Genomic DNA, 11,970 nt, shown 5'->3' with positions numbered 1-11,970 from the left:
GGAATTATGCCTAAGAAAATTGTAGCCCTAGCTGGTGATGGCATCGGTCCAGAAATCATGGGTGCAGGTCTAGAGGTCTTAGCGACAGTTGCCAAGAAGGTCGGCTTTGACTACGTGGTTGAGGAGCATGCCTTTGGTGGAGCGGCCATTGACCAGGTCGGTCATCCCTTGCCAGACCAAACCTTAGTAGCCTGTCGGACGGCCGATGCGATTTTACTAGCGGCCATTGGAGCCCCCGAGTATGACGGTGCAGCGGTTCGTCCAGAGCAAGGCCTGCTCCAGCTCCGCAAGGAATTGCAGCTCTTTGCCAATATCCGTCCTGTTAAGATTTTTGATAGCCTGAAAAACCATTCTCCACTGAAAGCGGAGCGCTTGGATGGTGTGGATTTGGTCATGGTAAGGGAGCTGACAGGCGGGATTTATTTTGGGGAGCATATCCTTGAAATTGACCAAGCCAGCGACAGCAATACCTATCAGAAAGAAGAAATCGAGCGAGTGGTTCGAGCAGCCTTTGAACTAGCTCGTAAGCGCAGCAAGAAAGTGACTTCCATTGATAAACAAAATGTTCTTGCCACCTCAAAACTTTGGCGCCAGGTCGCTGATGAAGTTGCGGTAGATTATCCAGATGTGACCTTGGAACACCAGTTGGTCGACAGCGCAGCCATGCTCTTGATTACCAATCCTAGTCGCTTTGATGTTCTGGTAACGGAAAATCTCTTCGGCGATATTTTGTCGGATGAGGCCAGTGTACTGACAGGAACGCTAGGTGTTCTTCCTTCTGCTAGTCATGCGGTGGCAGGTCCTAGTCTTTATGAACCTATCCACGGTTCGGCTCCAGATATTGCTGGCCAAGGCATTGCCAATCCCGTCAGCATGATTCTCTCGGTTGCCATGATGTTGGAGGAAAGTTTTGATTTGGTCCAAGCAGGTCAGACCATTCGCCAAGCTGTCGAAGCGGTCTTTGCACAGGGCATTTTCACTAAAGATCTAGGTGGGACCGCCTCTACCAAAGAAATGACGGAAGCTATTATTTCCCAGATTGAAAGGAGAATGCCATGAGTGGAAAATCTATTTTCGATAAGCTCTGGGACCGCCATGTGATTACAGGGCAGGAAGGTCAGCCCCAGCTCCTTTATGTGGACCAACACTATATCCATGAGGTGACCAGTCCCCAGGCTTTTGATGGTCTGCGAGAGGCTGGACGTCAGGTCCGTCGGCCAGAATTGACATTTGGTACATTTGACCATAATGTTCCAACGGTTAATATTTATGATATTCGTGATGCTATATCGAAGGCTCAGATGGATGCCTTAGCCCGCAATGTGGTGGAATTCGGTATTCCACATGCGCCACATGGGTCTGCCAACCAAGGCATTGTCCATATGGTGGGGCCAGAGACTGGCTTGACTCAGCCAGGGAAATTCATCGTCTGTGGAGATAGCCATACGGCAACCCACGGAGCATTCGGCGCCATTGCCTTTGGGATTGGGACAACAGAAGTAGAGCATGTCTTTGCAACTCAAACCCTGTGGCAGGTCAAACCCAAAAAGCTCTTAGTACGGTTTACAGGTAAGCCAAAAAAGGGGATATACTCCAAGGATTATGTCTTAGCATTGATTGCTAAGTATGGTGTGGCACTGGGGGTTGGTTATGTAGTCGAGTATGTGGGTGAGGCTATTGATGCTCTGACCATGGAAGAACGGATGACGATTTGTAACATGTCTATCGAGTTCGGATCCAAGATGGGGATTATGAACCCAGATCAAACCACTTTTGATTATCTAGCGGACAAGGAAAAACGCCCCAAAGACTTTGAGGCGGCGGTGGCTGATTGGAAAACCTTGGTATCCGATTCAGATGCAGTTTATGACAAGGTCATTGAAATGGATGTTTCAAATCTGGCACCGATGGTAACATGGGGAACCAACCCTTCCATGGGGGTATCCTTTGATGAGACCTTTCCTGAAGTTCGCGATATGAATGATGAACGAGCGTATAAGTATATGAACTTACAGCCTGGACAAAGTCCAAAGGACATCGAAATTGGCTATGTTTTCCTGGGTTCCTGTACCAATGCCCGTCTTTCTGACTTGCAGGTGGCCGCCAAGATTGTTGAAGGCAAACGTGTGGCAAATCATGTGACTGCAATTGTGGTTCCTGGTTCGAGGCCGGTTAAGTCAGCTGCAGAAGCACTAGGCTTAGACAAGATTTTCTTGGAAGCTGGCTTTGAATGGCGGGATCCTGGTTGCTCCATGTGTCTGGGGATGAACCCAGACAAGGTGCCGACAGGTGTCCACTGCGCATCGACTAGTAACCGAAACTTTGAGGATCGACAGGGTGTTGGATCGCGAACCCATCTTTGTAGTCCAGCCATGGCAGCAGCGGCAGCTATTGCAGGACGCTTTGTAGATGTTCGTGAATTGGAGGTGGTCTGATGGAAAAGTTTACAATCTACACTGGGACGACCGTTCCACTCATGAATGACAACATTGATACCGACCAGATTTTGCCCAAGCAGTTTCTTAAACTGATTGACAAGAAGGGTTTTGGCAAGTACCTCATGTATGAGTGGCGTTATCTGGATAACAAGTACACTGAGGATCCTGATTTTATCTTTAATACGGCACCATATCGTCAGGCAACGATCTTGATTACAGGGGACAACTTTGGGGCGGGTTCGTCTAGGGAGCACGCCGCTTGGGCACTAGCTGACTATGGCTTCAAGGTTATCATTGCAGGTTCCTTCGGGGATATTCATTACAACAATGACCTCAACAATGGCATCTTGCCAATCGTTCAGCCCCGTGAGGTTCGGGAGAAATTGGCTGCGCTGGCATCAACTGATGAGGTGACTGTGGATCTCTACCAGCAAAAGATTATCTCACCAGTCGGAGAATTTGATTTTGAGATCGATGCAGATTGGAAACACAAATTACTCAACGGTCTAGATGATATTGGGATTACCCTTCAGTATCAGGATTTGATTGAGGAGTATGAGAGGAATCGGCCAAGCTACTGGCAGGAATAAAATAAAGATTAGAAAACAAGCAGATCGCTCTGCTATGAAACAAAAGAAAAGAGGAAACTATTATGACGAAACAAATTCACTGGGATGGCGCACTTTCACAAGAAGGTTTTGATATTATCAAGGGTGAGGGAGGCGTGATTGTCTGCCCGACTAAGGTTGGTTACATCATCATGACATCTGACAAGGCTGGCTTGGAGCGGAAGTTTGATGCCAAAGAGCGCAAGCGCAATAAACCAGGTGTCGTTCTCTGTGGTAGTATGGAAGAGTTGCGTGAATTGGCCCAGTTGACTCCTGAGATTGATGCCTTCTACCAAAAACATTGGGATGAGGATATTTTGTTGGGTTGTATCCTGCCTTGGAAACCAGAGGCTTACGCCAAGTTGCAGGCTTATGGCGATGGTCGTGAAGAGTTGATGACCGACGTTCGTGGGACTTCATGCTTTGTTATCAAGTTTGGTGTAGCTGGCGAGCAGATTGCTAAGGAAATGTGGGAAAAAGAAGGCCGTATGGTCTACGCTTCATCTGCTAACCCATCGGGTAAGGGAAATCGTGGTAAGGTAGAAGGTATCGGTGAGCGTATCGCGTCTAAAGTAGACTTGATTATCGAGGCGGATGATTATGTGGCATCTATCCAGCCAGACAAGACCATTGAAACCCGCTATGAGCAAGGGGTTATGGTGTCTATGGTCGACAAAGATGGTAAACTGATTCCAGAACAAGGTGCAGATAGCCGTTCTATCAGCCCATGCCCAGTTGTCATCCGTAAGGGTCTGGATATCGATAAAATCATGATGCACTTGTCAGACCATTTCAACTCTTGGGATTATAGACAAGGGGAATACTATTAAGATAATGTAGAACGATCCGAAAGGGTCGTTTTTGCTCTAATCTATCTAGTATTGGTTTACAATTTTTGTAAAATGTGTTACAATGTAACACAAAGAAGCGAGGTAAGATGATGAGTACAGTAACTATTCGATTAAACAAAGAGGAAGAAGTATTTTTCAAGAGCTATGCTCAATTGACTGGTCAAAGTCTTTCAAGTTTATTTAAGAAGGCGCTTGAGCGTGATATTGAGGATGAGTATGATTTGACTATTTACCGTCAAGCCTACGAGGAGTACCAGAAAGATCCTGAAACCATCAGTCATGCTGATTTCAAGAAGGAACTTGGTCTGTAATATGTTTCATGTAGAGTATTCTAAGAAGGCGCAGAAACAAATCAGAAAATTGGATAAGCCAATCCAAAGACTATTATTTGCATGGGTGGATAAACACTTAGATGGTACAGTTAATCCGAGGTTGCATGGCAAGGGATTGACAGGAGATCATGCCAATGAGTGGCGTTATCGTATCGGTGATTATCGGCTGATTTGCGATATTCAGGATGATAGGATGGTTATTCTGGCACTTGAATTTGGTCATCGTAGAGATATTTATTAAAAGCTAGTCTAATATAAGGTAGAACGATCCGAAAGGGTCGTTTTTTTGTACCAGAAAAAAACTGACCGAAAATTTTTCAGTCAGTTTGGTGTTGCTTGATAAGAAATTGGAGGTTGTCGATTAGTCTTTTCTCGTCTGTCAGTTCCAAGATTTGTAGTCCTTTGTCAATTAGTTCTTGCTTATTCTCTGCAAGTCCGAGGTAAACATAGGCACGGGCTAGTTGGTCATAGCGTTTTTCTTGTTTGGCTAGTTCCATGAGTTTGGTGGCAAAACAAGTAGACTTGCTGTACTGTTTTTGCTCCAAGAAAAAATAAGAAAGAGACTGATAGTATGAGAGTATGGTCGGCTGGATTCGCTTGTAATCCTTGTATTTTTCTAATCGTTTTAGAAGAAGATTGGCAGTTTCTTCAAGAGTATTAAGTGAAGAAATCTTGGATAAGAGAGTACCGACCAAGATAATATCATTATGGTACCAGTTGTCGTATCGTTCTAGCTCTGACCAGAGGAGTTTAGAAAGGGTTTCTGCTTCTTCGGAAAGCTGATTGAAAGAAGTGCTTTTTCGAATGGCTACTACAGTTTCTAAAAGTTGGCATTTTCGACGGATAGGCCCATCATCTGATTCTTTGTTCAAGTGGTCGTGGCAACGCTTTATCAAATCCTCCATGGTATTAGTGGTAGGATTTCTGAGATTATCTATATCATAGAGCAATTGTTGGCGTTGGCTGGGCTGATAGTAGTTACAGAGGTATTCAAATTCCTCGAAGGTCATGTCCACTTGCTTGAGTAAAAAACGCATGAGCTCATAGCTAGGAATGTTCTGATTTTTCTCGAAACGAACCAAAGTTGTCCGATTGATAAAATCTCCACATACTTGCTCCTGACTCAAATGTTTGCTTTTCCGAATACTCTTATAAACACTTCCGTAATCCCACCGCATAAACTACTCCTTTCAAAAACTGTGAAAATATGTAACAAAATAAACAATATTTGTAAAAATAGTATATCATAATGGTAGAAAATATACATCAATTTCTATCGGGTAGAAAGGAGAAAAGGAAAACCGGCTTTCAATAGTTCGTCTCAAGCCCATCACTTACCAATTGTTTTGTTCTTCGGTCACTGCCATGTTTTTAAGAAATGTTGATATGGCGTTATGCCTAGTTCGGCTTATAACAAGAGAAAGACAGGGAGTGATTCATCTGAAACTTTGGCTAAGCCAAAATTACGCCGATGTTTGAAGGAATCTGGGTAATAGTTTTGGTAGAAGTGATGAGAAATTTGTGATAATTGGCGTACATTCCATTGCAAATGATGAGATTTAGCAGTATACTGTAAGTGGCTCATTTGGACTACCCTCCTGTATGTTTTGTCACTTACAGTATAGTCCATTTGGGCTTTTTATTGTATGTTGAAATGAACTAGCACCACGGGTATATTTTATAAATAAAGGGGTGTTTTCAACAGTTAAAAATACATAACTATTAAACGAAAAAGAACGGCTTGTTGTAATCGTCTATAAGCAATTATTGCGAGGTGCACGTTACACAATTTTATGTATTTATAAGCAACAGATACTCAAAAAGCCGAACAGAGGACTTAATTCTATACTGTAAAAACTTTACATTTTTTTCCGTGCCAATATATAAAAAACGTAGAGTAGGAACACCTTATACATTGATTGTTATCTGATGTAAAGGAGAATAACTATGTTAAATAATATTAACAAAACAAAAAATATTGTGGTACCGTTTGCTCCTCATAATGATTCTGTTCAAGTTCAGGCTGCAGGGTTTGTTGTCTGGAGTGGCTGGCTCTTAGTTTATCCGTCTGTTACAGGAACGGATTCATTGTTAAAACAAATGTACAATAATTTTAACCTCATTTCAGTTCCGACTAGTTCAATTAAGTAGTAATATTTTTAATGTTATCAGGTGTTTTTACTATATGTTTGGTTCTGTATTTATAAATGCAGAACCGTTTTTAAAAAGGAGATTAAAATGGTTGATATTAACAAATTATCATTTGGTTTTGATAAACCAATCCTAAAAGATATAGATTTAAAAATAGCTCATTCTGGACAAGTGATTGCTTTGTTGGGACCAAATGGTTCTGGAAAAACGACATTGATGAATGTGATGGCAGGTTTATATCAAAAGCATTCAGGAACCATAAAGGATATGAGTTCTGTATTTTTTTTACCAGATCATTCCTACATACCTGAAGATTTAACAATTAAAGAGTGTTTAGAATTGTTCCAGAAGCTTTATGGTACTTTTAATAAAAATAAAGCTATTCAAATATTAAAATATCTTAGACTGGATGAAAATAAGTCTATTTCGGCATATTCAAAGGGGATGAAAGAACAATTACACTTAGTTTTTTTACTATCTCAAGATGTAAACGTTTATTTGTTAGATGAGCCTTTGGCAGCCGTCGATCCATTGACAAGAGATATACTAATCGATTTAATAATTAAATTTAAGAATGAAAATAGTGTTACGATTATCAGCACTCATTTAGTCCTAGATATGGAAAAATTATTTGATGAAGTAATCTTTATGAGAGATGGAAAAGTTATATTATACAATACTGTTGCACAGTTACAAAATGAGTTTCCTGAAATGAGTTTAGATGATATATACAAGGAGGTAAATATAAATGTTATCGCTGATTAGACGGTTAGTAAGTGACTATATAAAGACTTTTATATATGTTTATCTTGTTGGTTTGACTTTGAGAATAACTGCCAATGTATTTGATGAATTAGAAGTACTTAGAGCGATTAATGGTATTTGGATAATGATTTCAAGTGTTCTTTTAATAATCTTATCTACATATTTTCTCCACGAATTTTTATATACTCGTCACAAGTATTTTTATTATACGATAAAATATAGTAGGTTAATTATTTTTCTAATAATTGCTATTATCTTAACACTTTTAAATTTTATATATTATTTGATATATGCAGATTTAAATTTATGGAATGGCATTCAAAAATTAGCTTCTTTGCTAGTTTATTTTGGCACCACAAGTGCGTTGCTGTATGGTTACAGAGGGGGGGCTTCTAAAAAATTTGGTTCAAATATTTATTTATTCACTATAGTCTCACTACTTGTTGCTCATGCTTTAATTTTTTATAATACGTTTTCAGAACAAATTGGTAAAAAATTTATGATAGGCGTATCGTCAATGATTGATGCTAGGAACATTTATACAAACATCGTACCAATTACGTTGTTTGTTGAGAATTCTACCTATGTAGAGTTATCCTATTACTCTTTGGGAGCCAATGTTTTATTTTTTATAATTGCTTCTGTATTACTGTTAATCCTAAGGAAAGTAAAAATTAATTGGTAAAATCTTAGCAAGAATTTTTGTTAAAGACTCTTTTCAAGGTATTTTTCAATAAGATAAAACAATATTTTTGAGGTGAGGGATTTTTGTATGGAAGATGCTATTTTAAAAGGTCTGTTTTACTTAGAAGATAATATTAGTAATTTTTTAAAAATTGATAAATTAGTAACCGATAAAGAGAATCAGTTAAAATCTTTTGTAGAACTAGTTTTTTTCTATAATTTACTGCCAGAATCAACAAGAGAAAAGAAACGTTTTAATTTCATTGATTCATTTATTTCTAGTAGAGTAGAAACAATTCCTTTTATTAACTTATTTGAAGAAAACATCAATGCTTTAGCTGGATTAGCGACAATTGAGGAATATTTTCTTCTAAGTGGGAAACGTTATTTTTCAGATTACCTAAAAAAAATTGTGGTTAGAGATAAATTTGATTTACAGATGAATAAAGTCCCTTTTCGCCAGTTAGATAATAAGTATTCTTTGAATAGAGCAGGTATAAAAGATAATTTAGCATCTTATGATGAGTTATATTCTAAAACGGTTCTTGGTAAGAAACTTTCTCCGTTTTACTATTCTGAGAATTCCATGTATAGTTTAACTCATACTATTTTTTATATAACAGAGATGGGGCGAGGCTGGCATTTATCAAGTATAGAAAAAACAGACATTGTATCAACTCTGAAGTTCTTTATTGTTGATAGAATACTTGAAAAAGATCTAGATATTTTAGGTGAACTGGTTTTGTGTGCAATTTTTTTAAATTTAGAGTCAGAGTTGTCAAGTCTTTTGAAATATGCCAAGAGTATTCTTTTGATTAATCAGAAGAACAATGGCGGTTTTCCTGCACCAAAAGAATGGGTTTATGAATCAAGCTATGAAGAATTTAGAAATATATATCATACAACTATTGTTTGTCTAGGAGCTCTGATATGGTGTCACGAAAAAAATATATAACTAAACAACTAAAAAAATATAAACTTGATTTTAAATTTTATTCGGAATTTTGTGACATACTCAATATATATAATGATTTAGAAAATTATTTTCAGATCAAAGTAAATGATATTGAAGCTACATCGTTGATTTTGGATATTGCCTATACAATAATAAAAAATGTAGATATTGATTCTTTGTTGCATATGTACCCGATTTATTTAAAAGAGCACATACATTTCAATATCTTTTCTCAAAAATTCTATTTTTTTAAATCAGACTTCTCAAGGTATATTCAAAATGATATTATTCAAAAAAATGAATGGGAGGAAAAGTATCTTGAATACTGTGCACGACAAATTCATTTTTTTAAGGATGAGTCCGAATATTATTTAGACAATAGAGAGTTGAATGATATATCAATAGAGCATAATCTAAGTGACTCTGATAAATCCTATCCAGATAGAATAGATATTGAGCGGTATTTTGAACTTTATTCGAAAAAAATTACAGCAAAACATATATTCCATAACTTATTCCTACTCATAAAAGGAGAGGTGTTAAATGGGTTATAATAAAAAAATTTTAATTAGTTTTTTAAAACTTAATCACTCGAATATAAATGCTGGACTGTTATTAACCTTTTTAGGGGAACCTTCTAGTAGTTTTACCTTAAAAAATCAAGAACAGATAATGCCGGAAATTCTTGTTGAAATTAATAATGAAAGTTTAAAACCTTTGAAAGAAAAACTAGCCTTTGAGTGTAGAACTGCTGTTGATAAGGATTTTGATTTTAGATTACAGTATTTTAAATCGAAGTTAGGTTTAATTGGCAATCTACAGGAACAACAATTATCTGAGGAATTGCTGTCCAATCTGACTTTTTCAAAATTAATGGAGCGTGTAGATTTAGATGTGTTGTATCAATTATTGTTTCTTTCAAATAAAAAATTACCGATTCAATTTAAGAAAATGTTATCAGACTACATCGGTGGGATAAGTGTTTATTTTGCTAGAAAATATCAAATTAGGGAATTTGCATTGAGTATTTTAATTGCTTTAAATATTAGACAATATTTTGAAAGAACTTTTTTTGAAAATGCTATTGAATTTTTTGAATACATTCAAACTAATGTAGGTTATTTTGGTTATGATGATCCATTTAGCAGCTATAATAATGAGGTGGATCAAAAAATTTTAAATTCATTTTATAGCCTATGGGCTCTAGAACACCTGTATGACAAATTGAAGGAAAAAGGTGGACATTTATGAGGCAATTGTTAATTCCGAGGACAATAAGACAAAAACTTCCATTTTTTTTAGGGATATTTTTAAATATCTTATCCTATATTATTTTTTTATTAATTCCTCAGTCAATACAAAAAATAATAGATACTTCTCAAGTAAACTATACCCCGATTTTTACTATAATAACATTGTTTTGTTTTAATCTATTTTTCAGTATAATATCCTCCTATTTACTATTGAAATATGCAGAGAATCAGATATTTAATTTGCGTAAGAGTGTCACAACAGATTTACTAAAAAAAGATCAATCATTTTATGATAGTAATTTGAGTGGAGAAATATCAGGACATATTGTTAATGATACGGAAGTAATAAGAACGTTTCTAAGTCAAGTTTTTCCAGATTTTGTGAGTTCAATTTTTTTGTTTATCATTTCTTTAGTATTTCTATTTAAACTAGATTTCTACCTATCTGTTTTAATGCTAACATGTCTTTTGATTATGTTCATCGTATTAATCCCAGTTTCAAATTTTGGGGGAAAATTTGCGATAAGAAAGCAGGAAAATTTAAGTCAATTATCAGGTTACTTAACAGAAATTTTTCAAAGGGTCAAATTAATTAAAGTTTATAAGGGACAACAGTATGTTGAGTCTAGTCTTGATAAAAGATTGGGTAAATTAGTTAAAAGTTCTTTTACTTATTCTTTGGTTGACTTGATAATCAAGCCAGTAATTTTAATTTTTATTTTCATAGTAATCTGTATTAGTTTTGGGTATGGAGGTTATAGAGTTGCACAATCAACACTAACAGCTGGGACACTAATTTCGTTCTTAATTTACTTATTTCAGCTATTTTCTCCATTAAGTAGTATAGCACAGTTTGCTAATCAACTAAAAAAGATGAATGCAAGTCTCACTACTATTGAGCAATATGCTACTGATATAAGTATAAATGAGATAGATAATCTAACTATAGCTACTCCAATCGAAAGTATAGAGCTGAAAGATGTAACCTTTGATAGAAATGGAAAAAAAGTATTAAACAATTTGGATATGTTTTTTAAGAAAGGAGAGGTAACAGCGATTGTAGGGCCCTCTGGTTCTGGTAAAACAACCATTGTTGAGCTAATATCTAAATTATATACTACATTTTCTGGTAAAATATCATTTAATAATATTGATTTAAGAGAAATAAGCACAGATAGTTTATATAGTTGTTTAACGTATGTTTTTCAAGGAACTGATTTTTTTTCTGGTACAATTTACGAAAACATAGTTTTTGGTTTAGATTATCAACCAACGCATGGGAAAGTAAATGAAATTTTAGAAGCTACAGCTCTTAATGTAGAATTTAATGATTTCCCAAATGGTTTAGAAACGATTATAGGCGAGAATGGAATAGGTTTATCTGGAGGTCAGAAGCAACGACTCCAAATTGCTAGAGCTTTATTGAGGAATGCAGATATTTATATATTTGATGAGGTGACAGCTCATTTGGATTCTGTTTCTGAATCCAAAATTATTGAAACAATAAGGACATATTTGAATAATAAGATTGTTATATATATTACCCATAAGATTTCGACTATACAAACAGCTGATAAGCTATATTTTCTTGAAAATGGTGAGTTAACTGGAATTGGTACTCATGAGGAACTAAAGCAGAGTAATCTGAGTTATCAACAATACCTGTCTAAAGAAAAAGATAATCATCTATAATCCCATAAATAAGAAATTAAAAACTACTTTTAAGAGTTTTTAATATGAAATAGAACGATCCGAAAGGGTCGTTTTTTGGTCCCGAAAAAAAACTGACCGAAGATTTTTCAGTCAGTTTTGTGTTGTTTGATGTAACCGCCCAATAACAAAGTATATTGAAAAGACTCCAAAGTCCTATCGACTCTGGAACCTTTTTCTATTTACATGCTCTCTTAATTTTTTCCTTCCATGGCAAATAAGC

At 36.3% G+C, this 11,970-nt stretch carries 14 protein-coding genes and 1 pseudogene; 13 read left to right on the top strand and 2 right to left on the bottom strand.

Annotated features, from left to right (window positions below):
* Positions 1-6: 6 nt before the first annotated feature.
* From leuB to ACHBID_RS01800, 6 genes are all read left to right on the top strand, one after another.
* Positions 7-1,059, top strand: coding sequence for a 3-isopropylmalate dehydrogenase (gene leuB / locus ACHBID_RS01825; protein WP_394731539.1), 1,053 nt, complete (start codon positions 7-9; stop codon positions 1,057-1,059).
* Complete coding sequence (gene leuC / locus ACHBID_RS01820) at positions 1,056-2,435, top strand: 3-isopropylmalate dehydratase large subunit (protein ID WP_105160287.1); 1,380 nt, start codon at positions 1,056-1,058, stop codon at positions 2,433-2,435. Before leuB ends, leuC begins: the two co-directional genes overlap by 4 nt.
* Positions 2,435-3,028, top strand: coding sequence for a 3-isopropylmalate dehydratase small subunit (gene leuD / locus ACHBID_RS01815; RefSeq protein WP_105160288.1), 594 nt, complete (start codon positions 2,435-2,437; stop codon positions 3,026-3,028). The genes leuC and leuD overlap by 1 nt, the downstream gene beginning before the upstream one ends.
* 62 nt (positions 3,029-3,090) lie before the next feature.
* A complete protein-coding gene (locus ACHBID_RS01810) occupies positions 3,091-3,876 on the top strand; it encodes an L-threonylcarbamoyladenylate synthase (RefSeq protein ID WP_024400213.1) in 786 nt (261 codons plus the stop codon).
* A gap of 110 nt (positions 3,877-3,986) precedes the next feature.
* The gene (relB, locus tag ACHBID_RS01805) at positions 3,987-4,208 is read left to right on the top strand and encodes a type II toxin-antitoxin system RelB family antitoxin (protein ID WP_394731599.1); all 222 of its coding nucleotides are present in this window, start codon (positions 3,987-3,989) and stop codon (positions 4,206-4,208) included.
* A gap of 1 nt (position 4,209) precedes the next feature.
* On the top strand, positions 4,210-4,470 hold the full coding sequence (locus ACHBID_RS01800) for a type II toxin-antitoxin system RelE/ParE family toxin (RefSeq protein WP_029179226.1): 261 nt from the start codon (positions 4,210-4,212) through the stop codon (positions 4,468-4,470).
* 76 nt (positions 4,471-4,546) lie between these two features.
* Here the strand turns inward: ACHBID_RS01800 and ACHBID_RS01795 are convergent, their stop codons facing one another.
* Both ACHBID_RS01795 and ACHBID_RS01790 read right to left on the bottom strand, forming a co-directional pair.
* Positions 4,547-5,407, bottom strand: coding sequence for a helix-turn-helix domain-containing protein (locus ACHBID_RS01795; RefSeq protein ID WP_394731538.1), 861 nt, complete (start codon positions 5,405-5,407; stop codon positions 4,547-4,549).
* A 233-nt stretch (positions 5,408-5,640) separates the two neighbouring features.
* Positions 5,641-5,814, bottom strand: a pseudogene (locus ACHBID_RS01790) (IS982 family transposase); the annotation flags it as partial.
* A gap of 362 nt (positions 5,815-6,176) precedes the next feature.
* Between ACHBID_RS01790 and ACHBID_RS01785 the strand changes: the two are divergent.
* From ACHBID_RS01785 to ACHBID_RS01755, 7 genes are all read left to right on the top strand, one after another.
* Entirely contained in the window at positions 6,177-6,380 is a 204-nt protein-coding gene (locus ACHBID_RS01785) for a hypothetical protein (RefSeq protein WP_099810317.1), read from the top strand.
* An 87-nt stretch (positions 6,381-6,467) separates the two neighbouring features.
* Positions 6,468-7,145, top strand: a complete 678-nt coding sequence (locus tag ACHBID_RS01780; protein ID WP_394731537.1) for an ATP-binding cassette domain-containing protein — start codon at positions 6,468-6,470, stop codon at positions 7,143-7,145.
* Positions 7,129-7,830, top strand: coding sequence for a hypothetical protein (locus ACHBID_RS01775; protein WP_394731536.1), 702 nt, complete (start codon positions 7,129-7,131; stop codon positions 7,828-7,830). Before ACHBID_RS01780 ends, ACHBID_RS01775 begins: the two co-directional genes overlap by 17 nt.
* An 87-nt stretch (positions 7,831-7,917) precedes the next feature.
* Complete coding sequence (locus ACHBID_RS01770; RefSeq protein WP_394734386.1) at positions 7,918-8,784, top strand: DUF6895 family protein; 867 nt, start codon at positions 7,918-7,920, stop codon at positions 8,782-8,784.
* Complete coding sequence (locus ACHBID_RS01765) at positions 8,760-9,338, top strand: hypothetical protein (RefSeq protein WP_394731533.1); 579 nt, start codon at positions 8,760-8,762, stop codon at positions 9,336-9,338. Before ACHBID_RS01770 ends, ACHBID_RS01765 begins: the two co-directional genes overlap by 25 nt.
* Complete coding sequence (locus ACHBID_RS01760; RefSeq protein WP_394731532.1) at positions 9,328-10,035, top strand: hypothetical protein; 708 nt, start codon at positions 9,328-9,330, stop codon at positions 10,033-10,035. Before ACHBID_RS01765 ends, ACHBID_RS01760 begins: the two co-directional genes overlap by 11 nt.
* On the top strand, positions 10,032-11,729 hold the full coding sequence (locus ACHBID_RS01755) for an ABC transporter ATP-binding protein (protein WP_394731531.1): 1,698 nt from the start codon (positions 10,032-10,034) through the stop codon (positions 11,727-11,729). The genes ACHBID_RS01760 and ACHBID_RS01755 overlap by 4 nt, the downstream gene beginning before the upstream one ends.
* Positions 11,730-11,970: the final 241 nt, after the last annotated feature.

This window comes from Streptococcus sp. A25 (genome assembly GCF_043674095.1).
GTDB lineage: Bacteria > Bacillota > Bacilli > Lactobacillales > Streptococcaceae > Streptococcus > Streptococcus suis_V.
This window is presented reverse-complemented; position numbering and strand designations above follow the sequence as displayed.